19 protein-coding genes and 1 pseudogene are annotated in these 25194 nt (G+C 68.2%); 4 read left to right on the forward strand and 16 right to left on the reverse strand.

The window, feature by feature from the left end; genetic code table 11:
• The 3 genes and pseudogenes from ACXJKJ_RS27075 to ACXJKJ_RS27085 all read right to left on the reverse strand — a co-directional run.
• A pseudogene (locus ACXJKJ_RS27075) lies at nucleotides 1-845 on the reverse strand (hypothetical protein); the annotation flags it as partial.
• A gap of 71 nt (nucleotides 846-916) precedes the next feature.
• Complete coding sequence (locus tag ACXJKJ_RS27080) at nucleotides 917-3403, reverse strand: glycoside hydrolase family 95 protein (RefSeq protein WP_457393941.1); 2487 nt, start codon at nucleotides 3401-3403, stop codon at nucleotides 917-919.
• A 22-nt stretch (nucleotides 3404-3425) separates the two neighbouring features.
• Nucleotides 3426-3569 (reverse strand): hypothetical protein, encoded by a 144-nt coding sequence (locus ACXJKJ_RS27085; RefSeq protein WP_157281291.1) that lies wholly within the window; start codon nucleotides 3567-3569, stop codon nucleotides 3426-3428.
• 349 nt (nucleotides 3570-3918) lie between these two features.
• Here ACXJKJ_RS27085 and ACXJKJ_RS27090 point away from each other — a divergent pair, with 349 nt between their 5' ends.
• A complete protein-coding gene (locus ACXJKJ_RS27090; protein ID WP_457324122.1) occupies nucleotides 3919-4626 on the forward strand; it encodes a FadR/GntR family transcriptional regulator in 708 nt (235 codons plus the stop codon).
• An 87-nt stretch (nucleotides 4627-4713) separates the two neighbouring features.
• Here ACXJKJ_RS27090 and mmsB read toward each other — a convergent pair whose 3' ends face one another.
• The 13 genes from mmsB to ACXJKJ_RS27155 form a co-directional block, all read right to left on the reverse strand.
• Nucleotides 4714-5883: a multiple monosaccharide ABC transporter permease gene (mmsB, locus tag ACXJKJ_RS27095; RefSeq protein ID WP_082532513.1), complete on the reverse strand. Its 1170-nt coding sequence runs from the start codon at nucleotides 5881-5883 to the stop codon at nucleotides 4714-4716.
• A gap of 11 nt (nucleotides 5884-5894) precedes the next feature.
• On the reverse strand, nucleotides 5895-7439 hold the full coding sequence (mmsA, locus tag ACXJKJ_RS27100; RefSeq protein ID WP_056194681.1) for a multiple monosaccharide ABC transporter ATP-binding protein: 1545 nt from the start codon (nucleotides 7437-7439) through the stop codon (nucleotides 5895-5897).
• Nucleotides 7440-7604: 165 nt separating this feature from the next.
• Entirely contained in the window at nucleotides 7605-8666 is a 1062-nt protein-coding gene (gene chvE, locus ACXJKJ_RS27105) for a multiple monosaccharide ABC transporter substrate-binding protein (protein ID WP_056194679.1), read from the reverse strand.
• 93 nt (nucleotides 8667-8759) lie between these two features.
• Nucleotides 8760-10076, reverse strand: coding sequence for a xylose isomerase (gene xylA / locus ACXJKJ_RS27110; RefSeq protein ID WP_457393944.1), 1317 nt, complete (start codon nucleotides 10074-10076; stop codon nucleotides 8760-8762).
• A 157-nt stretch (nucleotides 10077-10233) separates the two neighbouring features.
• A complete protein-coding gene (locus ACXJKJ_RS27115) occupies nucleotides 10234-11259 on the reverse strand; it encodes an ROK family protein (protein WP_056197482.1) in 1026 nt (341 codons plus the stop codon).
• Nucleotides 11260-11583: 324 nt separating this feature from the next.
• Nucleotides 11584-12540 (reverse strand): PDR/VanB family oxidoreductase, encoded by a 957-nt coding sequence (locus ACXJKJ_RS27120; protein ID WP_457354758.1) that lies wholly within the window; start codon nucleotides 12538-12540, stop codon nucleotides 11584-11586.
• Nucleotides 12537-13565, reverse strand: a complete 1029-nt coding sequence (locus ACXJKJ_RS27125) for a Rieske 2Fe-2S domain-containing protein (RefSeq protein WP_457393947.1) — start codon at nucleotides 13563-13565, stop codon at nucleotides 12537-12539. The genes ACXJKJ_RS27120 and ACXJKJ_RS27125 overlap by 4 nt, the downstream gene beginning before the upstream one ends.
• Nucleotides 13566-13575: 10 nt before the next feature.
• The gene (locus tag ACXJKJ_RS27130) at nucleotides 13576-14349 is read right to left on the reverse strand and encodes an SDR family NAD(P)-dependent oxidoreductase (RefSeq protein ID WP_457321351.1); all 774 of its coding nucleotides are present in this window, start codon (nucleotides 14347-14349) and stop codon (nucleotides 13576-13578) included.
• A gap of 5 nt (nucleotides 14350-14354) precedes the next feature.
• Entirely contained in the window at nucleotides 14355-16205 is a 1851-nt protein-coding gene (locus ACXJKJ_RS27135; protein WP_457321353.1) for a feruloyl-CoA synthase, read from the reverse strand.
• Nucleotides 16202-17017: a crotonase/enoyl-CoA hydratase family protein gene (locus tag ACXJKJ_RS27140; protein WP_457321354.1), complete on the reverse strand. Its 816-nt coding sequence runs from the start codon at nucleotides 17015-17017 to the stop codon at nucleotides 16202-16204. Before ACXJKJ_RS27140 ends, ACXJKJ_RS27135 begins: the two co-directional genes overlap by 4 nt.
• Nucleotides 17014-18582 carry an acyl CoA:acetate/3-ketoacid CoA transferase gene (locus tag ACXJKJ_RS27145; protein ID WP_457393949.1) on the reverse strand — a complete coding sequence of 523 codons (1569 nt, stop codon included), beginning with the start codon at nucleotides 18580-18582 and terminating at the stop codon, nucleotides 17014-17016. The genes ACXJKJ_RS27140 and ACXJKJ_RS27145 overlap by 4 nt, the downstream gene beginning before the upstream one ends.
• Entirely contained in the window at nucleotides 18579-19820 is a 1242-nt protein-coding gene (locus ACXJKJ_RS27150; RefSeq protein WP_457393952.1) for a thiolase family protein, read from the reverse strand. The genes ACXJKJ_RS27145 and ACXJKJ_RS27150 overlap by 4 nt, the downstream gene beginning before the upstream one ends.
• 211 nt (nucleotides 19821-20031) lie before the next feature.
• A complete protein-coding gene (locus ACXJKJ_RS27155) occupies nucleotides 20032-21834 on the reverse strand; it encodes a sigma 54-interacting transcriptional regulator (RefSeq protein ID WP_457393954.1) in 1803 nt (600 codons plus the stop codon).
• Nucleotides 21835-22117: 283 nt separating this feature from the next.
• On the opposite strand from ACXJKJ_RS27155, the gene ACXJKJ_RS27160 reads away from it, so the two are divergent.
• The 3 genes from ACXJKJ_RS27160 to ACXJKJ_RS27170 form a co-directional block, all read left to right on the forward strand.
• Nucleotides 22118-23581 (forward strand): benzaldehyde dehydrogenase, encoded by a 1464-nt coding sequence (locus tag ACXJKJ_RS27160; RefSeq protein ID WP_457393956.1) that lies wholly within the window; start codon nucleotides 22118-22120, stop codon nucleotides 23579-23581.
• A 29-nt stretch (nucleotides 23582-23610) separates the two neighbouring features.
• Complete coding sequence (locus ACXJKJ_RS27165) at nucleotides 23611-24378, forward strand: coniferyl-alcohol dehydrogenase (RefSeq protein WP_457393958.1); 768 nt, start codon at nucleotides 23611-23613, stop codon at nucleotides 24376-24378.
• A 47-nt stretch (nucleotides 24379-24425) separates the two neighbouring features.
• Nucleotides 24426-25194, forward strand: a 769-nt coding sequence (locus ACXJKJ_RS27170; protein ID WP_457393961.1) for a DUF1302 domain-containing protein, incomplete at its 3' end; no start/stop codon positions are given.

A 25194-nucleotide genomic window follows, 5' to 3' on the forward strand; every position in this document is an offset into this window, starting at 1 on the left:
GCGTTGATCTGGTCCGCGGTCATCTTGAGGGTCGACAACGACGTGACCTGCGCCCAGGTGAGGCCCGAGTCGGTGCTCTTCCACAGGCCGGCCGTGCGCGAGCCGTAGAACAGCGTCGAAGGCTTGTTGGGATCGACCATCAGGCGTTCGCCGATGGCCCGGCCGGGGTTGTTGCCACCCAGCGGGAAGGGCAGGGCGGCGGAGGTCCAGGTGTCGCCGCGGTTACTGGACATGTACAGGCGGCCGTTGCCTTCAGACACGTACATGCCGGTGGCCATGTAGACGAGCTGGTCGTTGTTCGGATCGACGGCCATGCTTTCGACGCCGTGGTACCGGGCCTCGGCTGCACCGAAACCCAGGCCGTCGGTGATGGGCACCCAGGACGACGTGCCCTGGTTCCAGCGGTAGGCGCCGCCGACGTCGGTGCGTGCGTACAGCAGGTTGGCGGTGGTCGGGTGGAAGACGAGGCCGCTGACGTAGCCGCCGCCGCCGAACTTCGCGCTCGCCCAGGTGCCGACCTTGATGGAGAAAGCCTGCTGGGTCTTGGCGCCACAGCTGTTGGTGTAGGTGGCGGTGGCCGTGCAGGCCGCGGGCGGCTGGATGGTCTGCTCTCGCGACGCACCGGCGGTGCCGCAGCCGCTCCAGCTCCACATGCCGCCGGATGTCGGCTGTGGGCCGAGGATGGCCGAGGCGCCGGTCTTGATGGTGGCCGACGCCGTCTGGGTCCACGTGCCGTTGACCTTGACATAGGGCGTGATGGCCGTCGGTGTGCATGTCTGTGCCAGGGCTGGCGAGCCGGCAACGGCTCCCAAGGCGAGCATCAGGGTTCCCAACTTCAGTCTCATGGTTCTACCTTTCTGGTGAAGGTGCTCGGCCGGTTGTCTCCTCCGGTCACGAGCGTTATGGAGAGGCCGGCTCAGTGCTTGGGCTCGACCTCGGGGTGTTCGAAGTCGGCCGCGCCCACGCGGGCGCGGCCTTGGCTGTTCAGGCGGAGTTCGAGGTGCTGGCCGCGGTAGCGCAGCGCGACCTTGGCGAGCGCCGGTCCACGCAGCTGCAGGCGGCTGAGTCGCCCCTCCTTCCAGTCCACGTCCAGCGTCAGGGCGCCATGCGCACGCACGCCGTGCAAGGCGCCTGCTGGCCAGGCCTTGGGCAGGGCGGCCAGCAGATGCACCTCGCCGCCCCAGGACTGCACGATCATCTCCAGGATGGCAGCAGCCCCGCYGAAGTTGCCGTCGATCTGGAAGGGCGGATGCGCGTCGAACATGTTGGGATAGGTGCGAGCCGGCCCCAGCAGTCCTTGCAGGACCTTGTAGGCCCGCTCGCCGTCGCCCAGGCGCGTCCACAGCGCCAGCCGCCAGGCGGTGGCCCAGCCGGTGCTTTCGTCGCCGCGGGTGTTCAGCGTCTTGCGCGCGGCCTGGGCCAGTGCGGGTGTGTCGCGCACGTTGATCTGCTCGCTGGGGTAGACGGCGTAGAGGTGCGAGACATGGCGGTGCTGTTGGTCGGTGGCCGACGCATCCCAGTCCTCCAGCCATTCCTGCAGTTGGCCCTGCGCGCCGATGCGATCAGCCGGCAGGCGGGCTCGCGCCTTGCGGACGGCAGCAGTGAATGCCGGGTCGTCCTCGCCAAGCTGTGCCTGTGCCGCAATGGCCGCGTCGAACAGGTCGCGCAGGATCTGGCGGTCCATTGCCGGCCCGGCGCACAGTGCGATGTCGGTATGGTGGTTGTTCTCCGGCGACTGCGAGGGCGACGTGACGAGGCCGCGGCCCTTGGGGTCTTCGACCAGCGTGTCGAGGAAGAACAGCGAGGCGCCCTTGAACAGCGGCACGAGCCGGCGCAGCACGGCCGGGCTCGGGTTGTACTGGTAGTGCTGCCACAGCGTCGTGCACAGCCACGCGCCGCCCGTGGGCCACATGCCCCACAGCGGGCCATCGATGGGCGCGGTGGCGCGCCAGAGGTCGGTGTTGTGGTGCGCGACCCAGCCGCGCGCGCCGTAGCTGTTGCGGGCCGTGCGCGCGCCGGTGACGGCGAGGTCCTCCACCATCTTCAGCAGCGGCTCGACACACTCGCCCAGGTTCGCCGGCCCGGCGGGCCAGTAGTTCATCTCGGTGTTGATGTTGATCGTGTACTTGCCTTCCCAGGGCGGGTGCAGCACTTCGTTCCACACACCCTGCAGGTTGGCCGGCTGGCTGCCCGGGCGCGAGGACGACAGCAGCAGGTAGCGCGCGTACTGGACGTACATCGCGGCGAGCGCGGCGTCGGGCTGCCGGGGCACGCCCTTGATGCGGGCGTCGGTGGAGCGGGCATTGGCCTCGTGGCCGCCGAGGTCGATGTGCAGGCGGCGGAACAAGGCGCGGTGGGCCTTGAGATGGTCGTCGCGCAGCTTGGTGAACGGCTTGCGCGCGGCAGCGGCGGTGCGCTGGCGCACGGCGGCCACGGGGTCGCCGCTGGTGTCCTGCCAGTTCACATAGCTGGTCTCGCCGGAGACAAGTAGCGTCAGCTGGCGCGCGCCGCGCACGCGCAGCCGGTCGCCGCTGGCCTCGATGTGGCCATCGCCCACCGCCTGCACGCGCAGCGCATAGCGCAGCTGGCCCGGGATGCCGAAGGCCTGCACATTTCGGCCCTCGATCAGCAGCGCGTCGCTGCCGTCGGCGCGGACGGCCAGCGACCCGGGCCGCTTCTCTGCAAAGAGAGATTCACGGTGGTCCCACGGCGCGCCGACGAAGACGACGCCATCCTTGTCGTACTTGGTGTCGCCGAAGCCGCCATAGGGCTGGTAGTCGGGATGGCGATAGCCGAGGTCCAGGTCGATCGTGCCGTCGCCTTCGATCTCCAGCCGGATCACCGTCACCTGGTCCGGCACGCTGCAGAAGGTCTCGCGCCGGTGGCGGCCGCTGCCGTCGATGAAGCTGGTGGTGGCGATGGCGCTGTCGAGATCCAGGCTGCGCCGATAGCGCGCTGCGGCCTTCACGCCGGGGAAGTCGAGCAGCAGGTCGCCGGCGGCGCCGAAGGGCATCTGCTTGATGGGCTTGCCCATCAGCGCCTCGGAGACGAGCTCGTTGGCCTCCTTCCAGCGTTCCTGGTCGATGAGGGCGCGCACTTGCGGCAGGGCCTCGCGAAACTTCGGGTTGTCCTGGACGTAGGGCCCGCCGCCATGCAGCGTGTCGATGTTGAACTGCAGCCGCTCCTGGGCCGGGCGCCCGAAGACCATCGTGCCCAGGCGCCCGTTGCCGACCGGCAGGGCCTCGATCCACGGGCCGGCGGGCTGGTCGTACCACAGGCTGAGTGCATCAGCGCCGATGCCGGCCGCGCCGGCCTGCACCCAGTGGGGCAGGGCACTGAGCATCGGCAGCAGCGCGGCCGAGGTGACGAACCGGCGGCGGGACGTGGGGGTGCTGTTGTTCATGCTCATTCGCAAGGAAGGGACTTCAACGTCTGCCGACGATGACGTTGAGCGACCTGACGCTGGACATCGTGCGATCGACGCTCATGTCAGCGAGCCGCTGCAGCATTTCACCGATCGCCTTGTCGGGCAGCTTGCCGATGTCTTCGGCGACGATGGAGTCGACCACTTCGTCGGCGTCCGTTTTGATCGGTGCGTGTTCATCTTGTCTCTGGTGGTTGCTCTCGGGGGCTCTGCGGCCCGGCTTGCTCTTCCCTGTCCAACGGTCCGCCTTCCTGCCTTGGCGCTTCGAGCGTCCTCCGTGCTGGCAACGCTGTCATTGCGCTCGGTTCGTCGCTTTTGGCACGATGGCTGGTCAAACCAATTTGGTCAAGCCACTTTGCCATATCCTCTTGGATTGGTCTTACCGGTGTATTCCCCAATATCGTTTCACTGGGTGTCGGCGATGAGCGGTGCGGCGCGCGAGATTGATTGCGATACCATTTGGTCTGTCCAATTAACAACGAGCGCTGGTTCCAATGCCCAACCAACACCGCGTCGGCGAAGTGCGTCGGCAATATCAGCTGGTCGCCGACAAGATCCGTGCGCTGATCGACGCGGAGGGAATCTCCACGGGGGGGCGGCTTCCAGCGGAGCGGGAATTGGCGCTGCAACTCGGCGTTTCGCGGCCGTCGCTGCGCGAGGCGCTGATCGCGCTGGAGATCGACGGCCGCGTGGAGATCCGCGGCGGTTCGGGTGTGTACGTCAGCGCGCCGCCCATGAATGGCGAAGTCGCAACCTCATCGCTGGGCGAAAGCCCTGCCGAGTTGGCGCAGGCGCGTGTCGTGCTGGAGAGCGCGATCATCACGCTCGCGGCAGCGCGGGTGAGCAAGGCATCCTTGCAACGCGTCGAGGACGCGTTGAACGCCATGCGTGAGGACCATGCCAGTGGCCGCAAGCCTGTCGAGTCGGACCGGCGCTTTCATCTGAGCATTGCCGAGATGGCTGGCAACTCCGTCCTGGTCGGCGTGGTGGGAACGCTCTTCGACGGCCGTCACAGCCCCATCGCGTCACGCATGAGTGGCCAGGCCGAGTCCACGCACACCTGGCAGGCCGCACTCGCGGAGCACGAGGCGATCTATCACGCGCTGGAAGCCCGCAACCCGCAGGCGGCAGCTGCAGCCATGTGCTCACATCTGCTGGCCTCTCTGGGCCGCTGGGTCGGCGAGGGAACCGGCGCCGCCTGAGGCACGCCGCTGCGGTGTGCCACAGCCCGCAGCGGATACCGCGGGGGTAGGGTAGCTGGCGCCGGTCATCGACCAGCGGCCGGGACGTCACCCACCTTTTCGGCGGTTGTACACGTCGAAAACCACGGCAGCCAGCAGCACGACGCCCTTGATGACCTGCTGCCATTCGATGCCCACGCCGAGGATGGACATGCCGTTGTTCATCACCCCCATGATGAAGGCGCCGATCACCGCGCCGAGCACCTTGCCGACGCCGCCTGACGCCGAGGCCCCGCCGATGAAGCAGGCGGCGATCACGTCGAGCTCGAAGCCCAGGCCTGCCTTGGGCGTGGCCGTGTTGAGGCGGGCCGCGAAAACCAGGCCAGCGAGTGCCGCCATGACGCCCATGTTGGCGAAGCACAGCAACGTCAGCTTCTCGGTGGGGACGCCGGACAGCCGGGCGGCACGTTCGTTGCCGCCGAGGGCGTAGATGCGCCGGCCGAGCGTCGTGCGGCGGGTCACAAAGACGTAGGCGGCGATCAGGATGCCCATCAGCAGCAGCACATTGGGCAGGCCCTTGTACGAGGCCAGCAGCCAGACCACCCCGGCCAGTGCGGCCGACTGGGTCAGCAGCCGCAGGCCGAAGAGCGCTGCCGGCTCGGACGCCGCGCCGAGCGCTGCGGCCTTGCGGCGCGTGGCCAGCTCCCGCCAGGCCAGCCATGCCACCAGGCCGAAGCCGATGACGAGGGAGCTGAGATGACGCTCCTCGCCCGCCGGCCAGTCGGGCAGGAAGCCGCTGCTGAGTAGCTGGAAGGATTCCGGGAAGGGGCCGATGGACTGGCCGCCGAGCAGGGCAAGCGCCAGCCCCTTGAACACCAGCATGCCCGCGAGGGTGACGATGAACGAGGGGATCTTCAGGTAGGCGACGAACCACCCCTGCAGGCAGCCAATGAGGGCGCCGGCGACCAGGCACACGGCTGCGGCCGGCAGCACGGGCCAACCCTGCTCGACCATCAGAATGGCTGCCAGGGCACCGATGAAGCCGCAGATGGAACCGACCGACAGGTCGATGTGGCCCGCGACGATCACGAGCAGCATCCCGAGGGCCATGACCACGATGTAGCTGTTCTGGAGGAACAGGTTGGTCAGGTTCAACGGCTGCAGCAGCGTGCCGTCGGTGAGCACCTGGAAGAACCCCATGATGCAGACCAGCGACAGCAGCATGCCGTAGTCGCGCAGGTGCGATGCCAGGAAATTGCGCAGGGAAGAGGAAGACATGAGGATGGGTTTCAATGGGTGCCCAAGAGGGCGTGCATGACGGTTTCCTGGGTGGCGCCGGCAGCCGGCATTTCAGCCACCAGTTCGCCCTCGTTCATCATGTAAAGGCGGTCGCACAGGCCCAGCAGCTCGGGCAGCTCCGACGAAATCATCAGGATTGCCCGACCCTGGGCGGCCAGGCTCGCAATCAGGCTGTAGATCTCGAACTTGGCGCCGACGTCGATGCCGCGGGTGGGTTCGTCGAGGATGAGCAGCTGGGGGTCGGTGAACAGCCACTTGGCCAGCACCACCTTCTGCTGGTTGCCGCCGGACAGGTCGCCGACGGCCTGCTGGACGTTGGCGCAGCGGGTGGCCAGCCGCTGCCGGAAGTCATTTGCCACCGTGCTCTCCTGCGCCTCGTCGATGACGCCGAAGCGAGAGACGCCTTCCAGCCGGCACAGGCTGGTGTTGCGGGCAATGCTTTCCTGCAGCACCAGCCCCAGGGCCTTGCGGTCCTCGGTGACATAGGCCAGCCCTGACTTGATGGCCCGCCGGACGGTCGAGACGTCGACCTGCTGCCCGCCCATCCAGGCGGAACCGCGGATGCGGCGCCCCCAGGAGCGGCCGAACACGCTCATCGCGAGCTCGGTCCGGCCCGCGCCCATCAGGCCGGCGATGCCGACGATCTCGCCGCGGCGAACATTCAGATTGACGCCCTTGATGGCTTCGCGGCCCACGTGAAGCGGGTGCTCGACCCACCAGTCGCGCAGCTCGAACAGGACTTCACCTGGGTTGGACTGCCGCTTGGGATAGCGGTCCTGCATGTCTCGCCCGACCATGGCGCGAACAATGGCCGCCTCCGCTGGCGGCGCCTCCCTGCAGTCCATCGTGGTGATGGTCGAGCCATCGCGGAGCACCGTGACGGCGTCGGCCACTTCGGCGATCTCGTTGAGCTTGTGGGAGATCAGCACACAGCTGACGCCGCGGCCGCGCAGCCGTTTCAGCAATTCGAGCAGCGCGGCGCTGTCATCCTCGTTGAGGCTGGCTGTGGGCTCGTCGAGGATCAGCAGCTTCACGTCCTTCGCGAGCGCTTTGGCAATCTCCACGAGCTGCTGCTTGCCGACGCCGATGTCCCCCACCAGCGTATTCGGTGACTCCTGAAGCCCGACCTGGCGGAGCAGCTCGACGGCCTGCTCGTGCGTGCGCGTCCAGTCGATCACGCCGCGCTGGGCGCGCTCGTGCCCGAGGAAGAGGTTCTCGGCGATGGAGAGCTGCGGAATCAGCGCCAACTCCTGGTGGATGATGACGATGCCGAGCGCTTCGCTCTGGCGTATGCCGGAGAAGCGCTGCGGCTGGCCGCCGAACCGGATCTCGCCTTCGTAGTCCGGGTGCGGGTAGACACCCGAGAGGATCTTCATCAGCGTGGACTTGCCGGCGCCGTTCTCGCCGACCACGGCGTGGATTTGCCCACGCTGGACGGCCAGGTCGACATGCTTCAGGGCGACCACGCCATGGAACTTCTTGCCGATTCCGCGCATCTCCAGCAGCGCGCTCGGCTGATTGCCTGCGGTTTCCATTTCAGTTGCCCGTTGAGTACACAGCGGGACGAGCGCCGGGCCGCTCCCTAGCCGGCCCGCACTGGCGATGTTCTTGCGGCTCGACGCCGCAAGCATCGCCGTCCCCGCGGGGGACCGACCAGACTTGCTCGCGTTCAGCGACGCGAGGTTGGGCGAGGGGCAGGTTCATTTCAGCTGGCTTTCCTTGTAATAGCCGCTGTCCACGAGCACGGGCTTCCAGTTCGTGGCGTCGACTGCAACAGGCTTGAGCAGATAGGACGGCACGACCTTGGTGCCGTTGTTGTAGGTCTTGGTGTCGTTCACCTGCGGCGCGCGGCCGCTGAGCACCGCATCGACGAGGTCGGCCGTGACCTTGGCCAGCTGGCGGGTGTCCTTGAAGACGGTGGAAGCCTGGTCACCCCTCAGGATGGCCTTGACCGACGGCAAGTCGGCGTCCTGCCCGGTGATGACCGGCATGGGCTGGCTCGCGCTGCCGTAGCCGACGCCTTTCAAGGAAGAAATGATGCCGATCGACAGGATGTCCGCGGGGGACAGGACGGCATGCAGCTTCTCCTTGCCGTAGAAGGCCGACATCAGGTTGTCCATGCGCGCCTGGGCGGTGGCGGTGTCCCAGCGCAGGATGCCGACCTTCATCGCACCCAGCTGCTTGCTGCGCACGACGAGCTTGCCGCTGTCCAGGTAGGGCTTGAGCACGCTCATGGCGCCGTCGTAGAAGAAGCCCGAATTGTTGTCGTCGGGCGAGCCCGCGAACACCTCCAGGTTGAAGGGCCCCTTGCCCTGCTTCAGGCCGAGCCGGTTGACGATGGACTCGGCCTGCAGCACGCCGACCTGGAAGTTGTCGAAGGTGGTGTAGTAGTCGACGTTCTTGGACCCGCGGATCAGGCGGTCATAGGCGACGACCTTGACGCCCTTCTCGGCGGCCTTCTGCAGCACGCCGGACAGCGTGGACCCGTCGATGGAGGCGATGACCAGGGCCTTGACGCCCTTGGTGACCATGTTCTCGAGCTGGGCGAGTTGGTTGGGGATCTCGTCATCGGCATATTGCAGGTCGACCTGGTAGCCGAGCGCCTTGAAGCTCTTGACCATGTTGTCGCCGTCGGCGATCCAGCGCTGTGAGCCCTTGGTCGGCATCGAGATGCCAACGGTGCCCTTGCCCTGTGCCAGCAGCGGTGCGCAGGGTGCGAGCGTCAACAAAGCGCTCAGTGCGAGAAAAGTGGTGCGACGCATGATGTCTCCGTGTGTGTTTGGGGGGCGGTCATTTGCTCAGCGAAAGATGCGCTGGGCGAGTGATAAGGGTTTCTCCAACGCCCAGCGAGGCGTTCAGCCGCAAAAGCGGTTGACGAGATTCTCGAAGACTTCCTGGCGGCCGGAGACGGGCGCCACGTCGGTGTTGGCGGCGAGCACCTGGTCGGCGAGCTCGGTCAGCGAACGCCGGCCGCTGAGGATGTCCTGGCCGGCAGGCGCGTCCCAGCCGGCGTAGCGGCTGTCCACGGCGGCCTTCAGGCGGCCGTCGTTGACCATCTTCTCGGCGATCAGCAGCGCCTGSGCGCACACRTCCATGCCGCCGATGTGGCCGTGGAACAGGTCCTCGGCRTCGATSGACTGGCGGCGCACCTTGGCGTCGAAGTTCAACCCGCCCGAGCCCAGSCCGCCGGCCTGGATGACGTGGTACAGCGCGATCGCCGTCTCYGGCACGTTGTTGGGGAACTGGTCGGTGTCCCAGCCCAGCTGCGGGTCGCCGCGGTTCATGTCCAGGCTGCCCAGGATGCCCAGCGCCCCGGCCGTGGCGATCTCATGCTCGAAGCTGTGGCCCGACAGCGTGGCGTGGTTGGCCTCGATGTTGACCTTGACTTCCTTCTCCAGGCCGTAGCGGACGAGGAAGCCGTACACGGTSGCGGTATCGAAGTCGTACTGGTGCTTGGACGGCTCGCGCGGCTTGGGCTCGATSAGGATGGCGCCCTTGAARCCGATCTTGTGCTTGTACTCCACSACCATGTTCAGGAAGCGGCCGAGCTGGTCCARCTCCTGGCCCAGGCGCGTGTTCAGCAGCGTCTCRTAGCCCTCGCGGCCGCCCCACAGCACGTAGTTCTCGCCGCCGAGCTTCAGCGTCGCGTCCATCGCGTCGCGCACCTGCAGCGCGGCCATGGCGAACAGCTCGGGGTTGGGGTTGCTGGCCGCACCGCTCATGAAGCGGCGGTGGCTGAACAGGTTGGCCGTGCCCCACAAGAGCTTCAAGCCCGTGGCCTGCTGCTTCTCGCCGAGCACGTCGACCATGCGCAGGAAGTTCTCGTGGCTCTCGCGCGGCGTGGCGCCTTCCGGGGCGACGTCGCGGTCATGGAAGCAGTAGTAGGGCGCGCCSAGCTTSKCRAAGAACTCGAAGGCSGCGTCGGCCTTGAGCTTGGCCAGCTCCATCGGGCTGCCGCCCTGGAACCAGGGGCGCTCGAAGGTGGCGCCGCCGAACGGGTCCAGGCCSGTCCAGACGAAGTTGTGCCAGTAGCACACGGCAAAGCGCAGGTGGTCCTCCATGCGCTGGCCCAGGACGATGCGGTCCTTGTCGTAGTGCTTGAAGGCCAGGTCATTCTGGCTGTCGGCGCCCTCGAAGCGGATCGGGGCGATGKSKTGGAAATAGCTCGTCATAACTCGGGGGTCAGGCACCGCGCAGGCGGCGGTAGAGGTCACGGAAACGCGCCAGGCGGGGGGCCAGGCGCGCATGGCGTTCGGGGTCGGGAGAGAAGAGGGCAGTCACGGTGATTGGGTGCAGCTGAGATCGATGCCGAGATACATCAGTGACCTTCTAAGAGACCGTGACGGCACTGCCGCCGTTTGCCGAAGGCAGGGCGGGGTGCGTCAGGCGGTAGCGAACCAGTGCAGCCGCGCCAATGGCAACGGCATTCAGGCCAAACCGGGAGGTGCGGACCGTCGGACTGGCGGAACTGCCGAAAGTGTTGTGAGCGTCCAGTACATCCAGCGCCGGCTGCAGGAATGGCGCGCCCAGTTCGGTGACGGAGCCGCCAAGGACGATGCAGCCCGGGTCATAGGCGGTCGCCAGATTCAGCAGCAGCATGCCCAGATGGTGGCCAGCGGAGGTGACCGCTTTCAGTGTTTCGCGATCCTTTGAGGCAAGGTGTTCGCGCACCTCGCCGAGCGAGTGTCGAACGGCGGTGCCGGCGCTGCCGCGCTGGACGGCCCGTGTCGCGATCATGGCTTCAGCGCAACCGCGCCGCCCGCAGGAACACAGAGGCCCATTGAACTGCAGGACCATATGACCTACCTCCTCTGCGTATCCCCGGCTTCCAGTCAGCAGACGACCTCCCACGATGACACCAGCGGCGATGCCTTGGTTGATGGAGACATACAAGAGCGGGTCCGAGTCAGGGGTGGGGTTGAACTCCAGTTCTCCCAGCGCGGCCATGTCGGCTTCGTTCTGCACAAACAGCGGGGCATCGGCGAGCGAGGTGCCGCGAAGCTTCTCACTCAATAGTGCGGCGATGGGCACGTCACGCCAGCCCAGATGGGGGGCGAAGTTCACGATGCCTTGCGCCTCGTCGATGCTACCCGGCAACCCGATGCCGATGCCGAGGACTTGCTGGCCAGGGCGGACCTGCCTGTGCAAGTCCTGTAGCGCGCTTGCGAGACTGGCCACGCAGGCCTCGGCGGTCGGACTGGCCCCGTAGCGAGCGGTCACGCAACCTTGAATCTCGCCCGCCAGCGAAGTGGCGACAGTGCGCACGGACTCAATGCCAACCTCTGCGCCAATGAGGAGCAGAGGTGTGAGATCGGTCTTCAGCAGCTGTTGGCTCCCCGTCGCTTCGGCCAGCACGTGTTTGTCTCCTCCGTTTGCTTGGTCGGACCGGGCTTTATTTTCTATCAAATGCGGTCAGACCAAATATTAATTTGAGCGACGCACAAAGTAAAGCAAAAAAGCAATCGTTGGTTGCGCCATGCTGACCGAGCGCCAGTGCGGCCTTCACGGTCGGTCGTGGGCGCCGACGACAGTGTCGCGGCGCGTGGCACGGCCAGCCGCAGGGTGGGCCATCAGGCCATCACGGCGCAGGTCAGCGAGGGGGCGTTGCGCGAATGGGGGCTGGACGTGGATGGCCAGCGCCCGGCGCTGAAAAAGTCGTCAATCCAACGCCGGGGTGGCTCAACCCAAATCGAGCACCAGGCGACTGCTGCGCGCCCGTGAGCAGCAAGGCGTGAACTGGTCGTTTGCGGCCTGCTCCTCGGGCGTGAGGTACAGGTCGCGATGCTCGGGTTCCCCGCCAATCACCCGCGTCAGGCAGGTGCCGCAGACGCCTTGCTCGCAGGAGGTCAGCAGGGGTGCGCCCGCGGCGATGAGGGCCTGGGCGGCGGTCTGATGGGCGCCAACAAGGATCACGCGGCCGCTGCGCGCAAGTTCGATTTCGAATGGGCCGTCCTGACCGGTCGAGGCCGCCGGCGCGCCCGCGAAGAACTCATGGTGGACCCGACCCTCTGGCCAGCCGTGGCGTTTCGCGGCGTCGGCTACCGCATCGATCAGCCGCTTGGGGCCACAGACGTAGACGTGGGTGTCGGCATCGCGAGTAGCCAGCAGTGCTTGCACGTCGAGGCGGTCGCCAGCCACGTGAAAACGCGCAGCGCCAGCCCAGGCGCTCGCCTCGATCTCCGCTCGAAAGGCCATGCGCTCGGCGCTGCTCGCCGCGTAGTGGAGTTCGAAGTCCGCGCCATCAGCCGCGAGCTGGCGAGCCATTGCCAGGATGGGCGTGATGCCGATGCCGCCGGCGATCAACAGGCTGCGGCGGGCTTGCGCCGCCAGCGGGAAGTGGTTCTTCGGTGCGCTGATCTGCAGCGTCTGCCCCGGGCTCAACACCTCGTGCACCGCTCGCGAACCGCCGCGCGATGACGCTTCGAGCAGCACGCCCAGCACATAGCGGTCGGCCTCTGTGGGGTCGTTGCTGATCGAGTACTGACGAACGATGCCGCCGGGCAGGTGGACGTTGAGGTGGGCGCCGGCCGTGAAGGCGGGCAGGGCGCCACCATCGGCAGCCACGAGGGTGAGGGCGCAGACGTTCTGCGCGACCGCGGTCTTGGCCTCGATGCGGACCGTGATCAGTCCGCTCATGCCTGCGCTGCCATCACGCGATCGATGACCTTGCGCGACTGCACGCCGCCGCCGTCGATGTTGAGCATCAGCAGCTGGCGCTGCGGCCAGGCGAGCAGGTTGAGCTGCTGGCGCTCCAGCATCTCCTGGTCTTCGGCAAAGATCTTGCCCTGGCCTTCGCGGATCTGGGCCGTCAGCGCCTCGTCCTGCGGCTTGAACTTGCGCGCCATGCCCCAGAAGTAGTGGATGGAGGTGTCGGTCTCGGGGGTGATGAAGTCCACCACCCAGCTCGCTGCCTTTACTGCGTCGGGTGCCTCATAGCCGCCCTGGCCGGCCAGCGCCACGCCCACCTCGATCATGATGTGGCTGGGCGGCGTGAAGTGGCAGATCTGCCAGCGGTCCACCGGCTGGTCGTCGGGCAGGCCGTTCATGCGCAGGGCCATCTTCCAGAACGGCGGCGCCTCGATGCCCTGCATATGGCGCTCGGTGATGACGTGGTCGCCGTCGACGCGCGTCGTGCACGGGATCTCGTCGATCTCCTTCTGGCCGATGCTGTTGGCGTGCACATAGGTCTCGTGCGTCAGGTCCATCAGGTTGTCGACCATCAGCTTGTAGCCGCAGGCTATTGTGTACAGCCCACCGCCGTAGCCGAAGGCGGGGTTGCCCAGCCATTCGAAGGCGGGCAACTGGGCCACATCGGCCTGGGTGGCCTCCCCCGGCCAGACCCAGATGAAGCCATGCGCCTCATGGACCGGGAAGCTGCGGATGGCGGGGAAGCCACGCACGCGCTGGCAGGGCATGGCGACGGTCTTGCCGTCGCCGCCCATGGCCAGGCCGTGGTAGCCGCAGACGAGGGTGTCGCCGTGCACGCTGCCCAGCGACAGCGGCGCGCCGCGGTGGGGGCAGAAGTCCTCCACCGCGCTGACGTTACCGGCGCTGTTGCGGAAGAAGGCCATCGCGTGGTTGCAGACCTTGCGGCCCAGCGGCTTGTCGGTGCCGACCTCGTCGCTGCGGGCGGCGACGTACCAGGTGTTGGTGATGAACATGAGGAGTCCTTCAGCGCGGCGCCATGCGCAGGGCGCCGTCGAGGCGGATGACTTCGCCGTTCAGGTGCCCGTTGCTGGCGATGTGCAGGGCCAGCGCAGCGAACTCCTCGGGCAGCCCGAGGCGCTTGGGGAAGGGGATGGAGGCGGCGAGCGACTGCTGCACTTCTTCCGGCAGCTCCTTCATCAGCGGCGTGGCGAACAGGCCCGGCGCGATGGTGCAGACGCGCACGCCGAACTGCGCCAGGTCGCGTGCCAGCGGCAGCGTCATGCCGACGATGCCGCCCTTGGAGGCCGAGTAGGCCTCCTGGCCGACCTGGCCGTCGAAGGCCGCGACCGAGGCGGTGTTGACGATGACACCGCGCTCACCGTCAGCCAACGGGGCTAACGCAACGATGCGGCTGACAGCCAGGCGCGTCACGTTGTAGGTGCCGATGAGGTTGATGCGCACGACGCGCTCGAAGTCCTCCAGCGGCGCGGGCGAGCCGTCGCGCTGCACGATGCGTTTGGCGCTGCCGATGCCGGCGATGTTCATCAGGATGCGGGCCGGGCCGAAGGCAGCGGCGGCGGCATCCAGCGCGGCGGTGACGGATGCCGCGTCGGTGATGTCGCAGCGCAGCGCCAGCGCGCGGTCGGCGCCGATGTCGGCGGCCACGCGCTGGGCGCCGGCTTCGTTGATGTCGAGCAGGGCGACGCGGGCGCCTTGGGCCGCGAGGGCGCGTGCCACGGCTTCGCCGAGGCCGGAGCCGGCGCCGGTGACGAGGGCGGTTTGTCCAGAGATGTTCATGGTGTTCAGCGGTGCGGGGTGATGACGTCGGGGTGGCCCACGGGGGCCTCGTGCAGCAGTTCGACCAGGGCCGCGCGGCGGCTCAGCACGGCGCGCTGGTTGATCGAGCCCTTGTCGGTGATCTCGCCACCGTCGATGGACGGCGGCTCGGCCAACAGCAGCAGCCGGGCCGGGCGGGTGGCACTACCGGTGCCTTGCACCCAGAGCTGGTTGGCCAGCGCCTCGAAGAAGGCACGCACGGTCGAGTGGTTCAGCACGTCTGCGGTGGCGGCGGTGTCGGGCAGTTCAGCCAGGCGGCGGGCTTCGTTCACGCGCGGCACGATCAGCAGGCCGATCTCGTCGCGCCCGATGCCGGTGACGACGGCGTCGTGCACGCAGGGGAAGCCCAAGGCGATGACGCGGGCGCGCAGCGGGCCGACGCTGACGAAGGTGCCGGTGGAGAGCTTGAAGTCCTCGGCGATGCGGCCGTCGAACATCAGACCCTGCGTGGGGTCGGTGGGGTCGCAGGGCCGGGCGGCGTCGCCGGTGCAGTAGTAGCCCTCATCGTCGAAGGCTTCCTGCGTCAGCTCGGGCTCGCGCCAATAGCCGGGCATGACATTGGGGCCGCGAAAGCGCACCTCGGCCTTGTCGCCCGTGGGGACGAGCTTCACGTCGACACCGGGCACGGGCCAGCCGATGAAGCCGGCGCGGGCCTCCTCAGGGATGGCGAAGGTGCATGTGGGTGCGGTCTCGGTCATGCCCAGGCCCGCCGCGATGCGGATGCGCTCGCCGATGGCGGCTTCGGCCAGCTGGTTGAAGGCGTCCAGCGTCTTCGGCGACAGTCCCGCGCCGCCGCACTCGACCAACTGCAGCCGGCTGAAGAAGTGGTCGCGCAGCGCGGTGTCGGCCTGCAGCGCGGAGATGAGTTCGTCAAAGCCCTTGGGCACGTTGAAGAAGATCGTCGGCGCCACCTCGCGCAGGTTGCGCAGCGTGGCCTCGAAGCGGCCCGGCACGGGCCGGCCCTCGTCGATGTAGAGGCTGCCGCCGTTGTAGAGCACCAGCCCCAGGTTGTGGTTGCCGCCGAAGGTGTGGTTCCACGGCAGCCAGTCCAGCACCACGGGCGGCTGCTCGGCCAGGAAGGGCATGGCCTGCAGCGTCATCTGCTGGTTGGCGCACCACATGCGCTGGGTCATGACCACGCCCTTGGGCGCCTTGGTCGAGCCCGAGGTGAACATCAGCTTGGCGATGGTGTCGGGGCCGATCTGCGCGTGGGCGGCGTCGAGCGTGGGGCCGGGTGGCGTGTCGAGCAGGTCGGCAAAGCGCTCGGTGGCCCGGCCTTCGAGCCGGCCCTCGCCGAGGATGACGCGGGTGTCCGCCGTGACCGTGGCCTCGATTGCGCGGGCATAGCCCGCGTCCGCCGCGTAGACCGCGCCCGGCGTGGCCTTGGCGAGGATGTGGCGCAGGCGGCCGTGGTCGGTCGAGACCAGCGAATAGGCCGGCGAGATGCTGACGCTGGGGATGCCGGCCCACATGGCGCCCAGCATCAGGCTGAGGTGCTCCAGGTCGTTGTCGGACAGGATGACCAGGGGTTTTTCGACGCCCAGGCCACGGTCCAGCAAGGCCTGGCCGAGGGAGCGTGCCCGCTCGACCATCTCGGCGTAGCTGATGCAGCGCCAGCCGCCGTTCGCCTCGCGTTGCGCTGCCAGCAGCCGGTCCGGCGCCACCTGTGCCCAGTGCAACAGACGCTCGCCCATATGTCCCGGGTAGGCCGCCAGCGGCTCGGTTGAGCGCAGCACGAAGCCGCCGTCGGCGCGGTGCTCGACGCTGGCGTTGTCCAGGCAGCCACCGATGGCGACCGGGCGGTAGCGCGGCTTCATGACTTGACGACCTTGGGCGTGCGCTTCTGCAGGAAGTCCTGCAGCCGCTGCTTGGCCACGTCGTCGCCCTGGGCGATGGCCGCCATCAGCGACTCCATGAAGAGGCCGTCGGCCTGCGACAGGTCGGCAATGCGCGGCAGGGCCTGGGTCACGGCGAAGTTGGACAGCGGCGCGTTCTGCGCGATGCGGCCGGCCAGCTCGATGGCCTTGGCCACGGCCTCGCCGGCCGGCACGACGTACTGCACCAGGCCGCGCCGTTCGCCTTCGTTCGCGTCCAGCACGCGGCCCGTCAGCATCATGTCGCTCATGCAGGCCACGCCGGCCAGGCGCGGGATGCGGGCCGAGCCGCCACCGCCGACGAAGATGCCGCGCTGGCCTTCCGGCAGGCCGAAGTAGGCGGTCTCGTCGGCCACGCGGATGTGCGCGGCGGCCGCCAGCTCCAGCCCGCCGCCCACCACGGCGCCATGCACCGCAGCGACGACCGGCGCGCGGCAGAACTGGATGGCATCCATGACGACATGCCAGCCGCGCGAATGCAGCACGCCCTCGGCGACGCTGCGCTCGGCGAGGTCCGACAGGTCCAGGCCGGCGCAGAAGTGGCTGCCCTCGCCGCTGATGACCAGGGCCTTGGTCGACGCCGGCAGGTTGAGCAGGGCGGTGTGCAGCTGGCGCATCAGCTCCTCGTTGATGGCATTGCGCTTGGCCGGGCGGTTCAGGCACAGGTGCGTGACGGCGCCGGCATGCTCGATGCGCAGCAGGTCGAGCTGGGCCAGCAGGCCGCTGGCGGGGAGGAAGTCGGTGGCGGCGTTCATGCGTGGGTCTGCTTGGAGAGAGCGGCGGCCAGGCCGCCCCAGTGTGCTTGGAAGAGGCCGGCGTCCATGGTCTTCACGTCGCGCATCAGCGGGCGGAATTCCATGTGGGCCAGCACATCGCGCTCGAGGTCGATGCCGGGTGCGATCTCGGTCAGCTCCAGGCCTTCAGGGCGCAGCGCGAACACGGCGCGCTCGGTGACGAACAGCACCTCCTGGCCACGCCGTGCGGCATCGCGGCCGTTGAAGGTGATCTGCTCGACCTGCTCGACGAACTTGCGCGCGCGGCCCTCCTGGCGGATGTGCAGCTGGCCATCGGCCACGGCGAGGTCCACGCCGCCAGCGGTGAAGCTGCCGCAGAACACGAGGCGAGGCGTGGAGGCCGTGATGTTGATGAAGCCACCACAGCCCACGGGCCGGCCGTTGAACTTGCTGACGTTGACGTTGCCGTGGCGGTCGGTCTGGGCCAGGCCCAGGAAGCTGCAGTCCAGGCCGCCGCCGTCGTAGAAGTCGAACTGCGACCCCTGCTCGATGATGGACTCGGGGTTGTAGGCCATGCCGAAGTCGCCGCCCTGGGCCGGCACGCCGCCGTTGACGCCGCACTCCACGCTGAGGTTGAGCAGGTCGGACACGCCCTCCTCGGCGGCCACCGACGGGACGCCTGCCGGGATGCCGATGCCCAGGTTGGTGACGGCACCCGGCTGCAATTCCATGGCGGCACGGCGGGCGATGACCTTGCGCTCGTCCAGCGGCATGGCCGGCATGCTGCCCAGCGGCACGCGCACATCGCCGCTGAACGCCGGGTTGAAGGCCGTCGTGATGGTCTGTAGATGGTTCTCGGGCTTGGCGACGACGACATAGTCCACCACCAGGCCGGGCACCTTGACGCTCTTGGGATGCAGGCTGCCGGCGGCCACGACGGCCTCGACCTGGGCGATGACGATGCCGCCGCAGGCGCGCGCGGCCTGGGCGATGGACAGCTGCTCCAGCAGCACGCCTTCCTTGTCCAGGCTGAGGTTGCCGCGCTCGTCGGCATAGGTGGCACGGATGAAGGCGACGTCGATGCGTGGCGAGGGATGGAAGAGCCATTCCTCGCCCTCGAACTCGACCAGGCGCACGAGGTCTTCCCGCGCTGCCGAATTGAGCTTGCCGCCCTCCAGGCGCGGGTCGACGAAGGTGCCCAGGCCCACCTTGGTCAGCAGGCCCGGCGAGCGGCTGGCGATGTGGCGCGTGAGGCTGGACAGCGAGCCCTGCGGGAAGTTGTAGGCCTCGACCTCGCCGGCATGGACCATGGCCATCATGGCCTTGCCGGTCTGCCCGAAGTGCCCGGCGACGACGCGCTTGATCATGCCCGCGTGGGCGAAATGGGCCATGCCGCCGCTGCCGGCGTTGCCGATGGCGCCGCAGGCCCAGGTGGTGAGCTGGCGCGGATGGCCGGTGGCGAGGAAGTGGCGCTCCAGCCCCTGCAACGCCTCCTCGGCCAGGCCCATCATGGCCAGGCCGCCGAGGAAGAGGGTGGCGCCGTCTTTGACGAGGGGGCCGACCTGGTCGGCAGTGATGATCTTCATGCTTGTGTGTTCTCGATGAGCAAGGCCATGCCCTGGCCGCCGCCGACGCAGGCGGAGACGACGGCGTAGCGGCCGCCACGGCGTTGCAGTTCGCGGGCGGCGGTGAGGGTGAGGCRCACGCCGGTGGCGGCGAGCGGGTGGCCAAGGGCGATGGAGCCGCCGTTGACGTTGAGCTTGGCCAGGTCCAGGCCGAGCTCCTTCACGCAGGCCAGGGTCTGGGCGCCCTGGGCCTCGTTGATCTCGAAAAGGTCGATGTCCGACAGCTTCAGCTCGCAGCGCTTCAACAGCGCGCGGATGGCCGGTGCCGGGCCAATGCCCATGATCTCCGGCGGCACGCCGGCTGCCGCCGCGCCGCGCAGCCGGGCGAGCGGCTTCAGCCCGCGGTCACGCACCTGCGCGCCGGAGGCCACGACGACGGCCGCTGCGCCGTCGACCAGAGCTGCGGAGTTGCCGGCCGTCTGCACGCCGCCCTCGTAGACCGTGCGCAGTGCCGCCAGGGCTTCGGGCGAGGAGGGGCGGGGATGGGTGTCGCGGTCCGCGGCGGCCACCTTGCGCGGCAGCTTGATGCCGCGCGACTCGTAGCCCGCCAGATCGAAGCGCTCGCTCGTCACCGGCGCGATCTCGCCCGCGAGGAAGCCGTCGGCCTGGGCGCGCAACGCACGCTCGAAAGAGGCGGCAGCGTAGGCATCGACTTCGGCGCGGGTGATGCCGTACTGCTTCGCCAGGTTCTCGGCCGTCTGGATCATCGAGACCTTGGCGGCGGGGTCGTCGAGCGCCTCCCAGAGGAAGTCCTTGAAGTCGACCGGCGCGCCGAGCTTGAAGCCACTGCGGTGGGTGTAGGCGCAGATCGGGTTGCGCGACATCGACTCCGCGCCCACCACCAGCGCGAGGCTGGCGTAGCCGAGGGTGATCTGGTCGGCCGCCTGGCGAATGATCTCGAAGCCGCTGCCGCAGATGCGCTGCACGCCGATAGCCGGCACCGCTATGGGCACGCCGGCGTACAGGCCGATGTGGCGCGGCAGCACAAAGGCATCGAAGGACGCCTGTGCCATGGAGGCCGTGACCACCGAGTCGATGGCGCTGCCCGCCACGCCGGTGCGCTCCAGTGCGGCGCGGGCCGCCTTGATGCCGAGGTCGATGGGAGAGATCTCGGCAAGCGCGCCGCAGTAATCGACCCAGGGCGTGCGCGCGCCACCGAGCAACCAGTGGTCGTCGAATCGGGCGGAGAAGTCGGGCATGGGTGCGGCTGGCGCAGGCCAGCTTCGAGGCTGTTGATGATTAACAGTATTAACTAAATCATCGGACCTGCATCTAGGGTTTGCCCCGACTTCTTGATCCTTGAATCGACGAGATCAACCTTATAAGTGCAGAAGTTCGTCTGCGGCGGGCCGAGTCTTCATTCGCCACGGTGGTGGCAATTGATTTCCTAAAACAACTGATTAGGGCGCTTCAGCCGGGTGAAGGCGGCTGGGCGGCGCGTTGCAGTCGGTAGGCCAGTTGCGCCCGCGTGATGCCCAACCGCCGCGCGGCGGCGGCGAGGTTGCCGTTCTCGGCCTCGGTGGCTTCCTGCAATAGCTGGCGTTCGATGGCGTCCAGCTCGACGTGGCCGGCCCCGCCGGTTTGCAGCGCCTCGCCGAGCAGGTCGAGCAGGCGCGGCGGCGGCGCGGCCGCCTTTTGCAGCGTGCCATGGGCGCCGATGGTCAGCAGGGCCTCATCGCTGAGCTGTTCGCGGCGGAACATGTGGGCCACGTCGATGGCCTGGTCGTCCTCGGCCGAGATGACGCCGCGCTCCACCAGGTTCTGCAGCTCGCGGATGTTGCCCGGGAAGGCGTAGTGCAGCATGGCCCGCACGGCGCGTGGCGTGAAGCCGGTCGGGTGGCGACCGTGGCGTTGCGCTTCGCGACGCAGGAAATGCGTCATCAGCAGCGGGATGTCGTCGCGSCGCTCGCGCAGYGGCGGCAGGTGGATSGGGTAGACGTYSAGGCGGTAGAAAAGATCCTCGCGGAAGCGCCCGGCGCGCACCTCGGCCTGCAGGTCCACGTTGGTTGCGGCGACGACGCGCACGTCCAGTTGCAACGTGCGCGTGCCACCCACCCGTTCGACCTCGCCCTCCTGCAGCGCGCGCAAAAGCTTCCCCTGGCTGACCAGGCTGAGCGTGGCGATCTCGTCGAGGAACAGCGTGCCGCCGTCCGCCCGCTCGAAGCGCCCGGGGCGTGACTGGCTGGCCCCGGTGAACGCGCCGCGCTCGACGCCGAAGAGCTCGCTCTCGATCAGCGTCTCGGGAATGGCCGCGCAGTTCACGGCGACGAAGGGCTGGGCGGCACGCGGGCTGATGCGGTGCAGCCGGTGCGCGAAGGCTTCCTTGCCGACGCCCGACTCGCCGGTGAACAGCACCGTGGCGCGCGTGCCGGCCACGCGGGCCAGCTGGTGGCAGGCGGACGTGAAGGCCGACGACGCGCCGACGATGTCGTGGCGCTCGGCGCTGGGCCGTTCTTCAGGGTCCGTGGGAGTGGCAGCCGGCGGCGCCTCGACGGGCGTGGACTCGGCGGCGTTCAGCCGGTGGAATTCCTTGGCCTCCAGATAGCGCAGGTCTTCGCTGATGTCGCCCCAGGCCGCAGCATGGCGGCCGATCACGCGGCAGACGCTCGCGCCCATGGAGCGGCACTCGATCTCGCGAAAGATCACCAGTTGCCCGAACAGGCTGGTCACATAGCCGGTGGCATAGCCCACCTGCGACCAGCAGGCCGCCTCGGTGCCGACACCGTAGGCGCTGATGTGCTCGTCATCCTCGCTGGAGTGTTCCCACAGGAACTCGCCCTCGTAGGTGCCTCGGTTGATGTCGAAGTCGAAGGCCAGCGGCGTCACCTTGACGACGCCTTCGAGCGCATGCAGCCGCGTGCCCGCCATGAAGACGTTGGCCGCGTCTGCATTCGGCCAGCGCTCGCGCACGAGTTGGGCGTCGCGGGCGCCGGACACATAGCCGGCCCGCGTCAGCAGGCCACGCGCGCGCTCCATGCCGAGGGTGTCGATCAGCTCGCGGCGCAGGTGCCCGACGGAGGAGCTGTGCAGCAGCAGCATGCGCTGGTCGTTCAGCCAGATGCGGCCATCGCCCGGTGAGAAGAACAGCGACTCGGTCAGGTCGCCCATCGTGGGCGCCTGGTCCTGGACGAAGTGCTTGCTATCGCCCCGTTTCAGCATGGTGCCGGTCTGGCGGGCCACTTCGGCCAGGGAGATGCGAGGTGGCTTGGTCATGAGGTGATGAATTGAGCAGGTCGGCGGTTTGTCACTCCCTCGAATTGTTTTCATTTGATAAATATCTGGGTGAGGGGATAACCCGAAGATGCGGCTCCTTTACGGGGGCCAGGGAAAGTCCCAGGGGTGACCGATGTTTTCACTCTGAAAACGATCGGTCGTGGTGCCGCCGTGCACCTTGCTGGCGTGGCGCACTGGCATGGCGTGGCACACGCGTTGCACTGCAAGTGGGCAAGCGAGCACCGAGTTCGCGCTTTTCGCAACCCACCTCAGCAGCCCCGCCATGACCCCTCAGCCCCTACTCGACCCCACCCTGTGGCGTGAACACCTGTACAGCAGCGGYTGGCGCGCCGCCTCGCAGGCCGCCGACCTGATCGAGCCCGCGACGGGCGCCGTGCTGGTGCGCACCGGCCGCGCCGTGGCCGCCGACGTGCCGCCCGCCACCCTTGCCGCCACCACCGCCCAGGCCGCCTGGGCTGCGCTGCCGCCGCGCGAGCGCGCCGCCGTCTTCCTGCGCGCCGCCCAGCTGTTCCAGCAGCATTTCGACGAACTGGCCCTGTTCGTCACCCGCGAGAGCGGCGCCATCCTGCCCAAGGGCCAGCACGAGCTGCGCGAGGCCATCGCCTTCTGCCAGATCGCCGCGTCCATGCCGCTGCAGTCGCAGGGCCAGGTCTTGCCCAGCACGCCGGGCCGCATGTCCATCGCCCGGCGCGTGCCGCTGGGTGTCGTGGGCGTCATCTCGCCCTTCAACTTCCCGCTCATCCTGACGCTGCGCGTCGTCGCCCCGGCGCTGGCCGCGGGCAACGCCGTCATCATCAAGCCCGACCCGCGCACGCCGGTCAGCGGCGGCTTCATGATCGCCCAGGTCTTCGAGGCGGCCGGCCTGCCGGCGGGCCTGCTGCACGTGCTGCCTGGCGGTGCCGACGTGGGCGAGGCGCTGGTGACCGACCCGGCCGTCGCGATGATCTCCTTCACCGGCTCGGTCGGCGTGGGTCGCTCCATCGGTGAGCTGGCAGGCAAGCATCTGAAGAAGGTCTCGCTGGAACTCGGCGGCAGCAATGCCCTCGTCGTGCTCGACGACGCCGACCTGGACCTCGCCGCCAGCAACATCGCCTGGGGCGCCTGGCTGCACCAGGGCCAAATCTGCATGGCCAGCAACCGCGTGCTGGTGCACGAATCCATCGCGCCGGCCATCACCGAGCGCCTCGTCGCCAAGGCCCAGCACCTGCCGGTGGGCGATGGCGCGACCGGCCAGGTCGCCTTGGGCCCGCTGATCGACGAACGCCAGCGCGACCGCGTGCATGCCGCCGTGCAGGCCAGCGTCAAGGCCGGCGCCCAGCTGCTGGCGGGCGGCAGCTACGACCGTCTCTTCTACAAGCCCACCGTGTTGGCTGGCGTGAAGCCCGGCATGCCGACCTTCGATGACGAGACCTTCGGCCCGGTCGTCAACCTCGTCACCTTCAAGACCGACGAGGAGGCCGTGGCGCTGGCCAACACCGGCCACGGCGGCTTGGCGGCAGGCGTGATCTCCAAGTCGGTGGGCCGCGCGCTGGCGGTGGGCAACCAACTGCGCGCCGGCATGGTCCACATCAACGACCAGACCGTCAACGACGACGCCGTCAACCCCTTCGGCGGCCCCGGCATCGCCGGCAACGGCAACTCGCACGGCGGCCCCGGCGACTGGGAGCAGTTCAGCACCTGGCAGTGGCTGACCGTCAAGGACACACCGCCCCAGTTTCCGTTCTGAACGCGACAACAAACCAACAGGAGACAAGCATGAACTTCCAAGGCAAGACCATCGTCATCACCGGCGTCAGCTCCGGCATCGGCGCCGAGACCGCGCGCTTCCTGCGCCTGAAGGGCGCCCGCGTCATCGGCGTGGACCGCAACGAGCCGCTGCTGACGCTGGACGGCTTCATCAAGGCCGACCTGTCCGAGCAGGCCGCCATCGACGCCGCCTTCAAGCTGCTGCCCGAGCGCTTCGACGCGCTGTGCAACATCGCCGGCGTGCCCGGCACCGCGCCGGTGGACCTGGTGGCCCGCGTCAACTACCTCGGCCTGCGCCACCTCTGCACCCGCGCGATGGAGCGCCTGCCCCAGGGCGGCGCCATCGTCAACATCGCCTCCATCCTGGGCGCAGAGTGGCCGGCGCGCCTCGACATCCACAAGGCCCTGGCCGAGACGCCGAACTTCGAGGCAGGCCTGGCCTTCCTCGCGAAGAAGCCAGTGCCGCAGGAGACCTGCTACCAGTACTTCAAGGAAGCGCTGATCGTCTGGACCCTGACCCAGTCGCAGAAATGGTTCCTGGGCAGCGGCGTGCGCATGAACTGCGTCGCGCCCGGCCCGGTGCTGACGCCCATCCTCGGCGACTTCGTGCAGATGCTCGGCGAGGAGCGCGTGCAGAAGGACTCGCACCGCATCAAGCGCCCCGCGCTGGCCGACGAGGTCGCGCCGGTGGTCGCCTTCCTGTGCGCCGACGAGTCGCGCTGGGTCAGCGGCATCAACCTGCCGGTCGATGGCGGCCTGGCGTCGACCTACTACTGAAGTTCCAAGCGGGCCGCTGAGCCCGCACCCACAACCGAGGAGACAACATGACAAGACACACCCGCCATGCGCTGGCGGTGGCGGCAGCGCTCGCCCTGCCCACCGCGTCCCACGCCTTCGACATCGAGCTGCCCAGCAGCGACTACAAGCTGCGCCTGGACCTGACGCCCAAGTACAGCACCGCCGTGCGGCTGAAGAACCCGTCCGACGCGCTGACGCGGCTGGACGTGGCCAAGGACCCCGGCACCGTCAATGAAGACGACGGCGACCACAACTTCAAGCGCGGCCAGATCTCCAACCGTTTCGACCTGCTGGCCGAGATCGACCTCGCCGGCCCCGGCTGGGGTGCCCGTGTGAGCGGCAACGCCTGGCGCGACTCGGTCTATCTGCGCCAGAACAGCTATGCCGGCACCGCGCTGTATGCCGGCGGCAATGCCCTCGGCCCGGTGATCCCGACGTCCAACACCTTTGGCGGCCAGGCCAGCAACGACTTCCTGCCCGACACCCGCCGCCAGCATGGCCAAAGCGGTGAGTTCCTCGACGCCTTCGTCTACGTGAAGGGCGAGGTCGGTGGCATGAAGAGCACGGTGCGCATCGGCCGCCACACGCTGCAATGGGGCGAAAGCCTGTTCTTCGGCCAGAACGGCATTGCCAACGCGCAGGGGCCGGTCGACGTCGCCAAGATCGTCTCCGTGCCGGGCTGGCAGTTCAAGGAAGTGCTGCTGCCGGTCGAGCAGATCTCGGGCTCGCTGCAAGTCGCCGAAGGCATTTCGCTGGGTGCCTACTACCAGCTCAAGTGGCGGCCCAGCAAGATCC

It is taken from the genome of Roseateles sp. P5_E1 (assembly GCF_054049335.1).

Excerpts from the sequence above, each read along its gene's own strand:
- ACXJKJ_RS27090 (WP_457324122.1), top strand. The coding sequence starts at position 3,919 with ATGCCCAACCAACACCGCGTCGGCGAAGTGCGTCGGCAATATCAGCTG.
- ACXJKJ_RS27120 (WP_457354758.1), bottom strand. The coding sequence starts at position 12,540 with ATGAGCGGACTGATCACGGTCCGCATCGAGGCCAAGACCGCGGTCGCG.
- mmsB (WP_082532513.1), bottom strand. The coding sequence starts at position 5,883 with ATGTCTTCCTCTTCCCTGCGCAATTTCCTGGCATCGCACCTGCGCGAC.
- ACXJKJ_RS27140 (WP_457321354.1), bottom strand. The coding sequence starts at position 17,017 with ATGAACGCCGCCACCGACTTCCTCCCCGCCAGCGGCCTGCTGGCCCAG.
- ACXJKJ_RS27165 (WP_457393958.1), top strand. The coding sequence starts at position 23,611 with ATGAACTTCCAAGGCAAGACCATCGTCATCACCGGCGTCAGCTCCGGC.
- ACXJKJ_RS27145 (WP_457393949.1), bottom strand. The coding sequence starts at position 18,582 with ATGAAGATCATCACTGCCGACCAGGTCGGCCCCCTCGTCAAAGACGGC.
- chvE (WP_056194679.1), bottom strand. The coding sequence starts at position 8,666 with ATGCGTCGCACCACTTTTCTCGCACTGAGCGCTTTGTTGACGCTCGCA.
- ACXJKJ_RS27135 (WP_457321353.1), bottom strand. The coding sequence starts at position 16,205 with ATGAAGCCGCGCTACCGCCCGGTCGCCATCGGTGGCTGCCTGGACAAC.
- ACXJKJ_RS27125 (WP_457393947.1), bottom strand. The coding sequence starts at position 13,565 with ATGTTCATCACCAACACCTGGTACGTCGCCGCCCGCAGCGACGAGGTC.
- mmsA (WP_056194681.1), bottom strand. The coding sequence starts at position 7,439 with ATGGAAACCGCAGGCAATCAGCCGAGCGCGCTGCTGGAGATGCGCGGA.
- ACXJKJ_RS27130 (WP_457321351.1), bottom strand. The coding sequence starts at position 14,349 with ATGAACATCTCTGGACAAACCGCCCTCGTCACCGGCGCCGGCTCCGGC.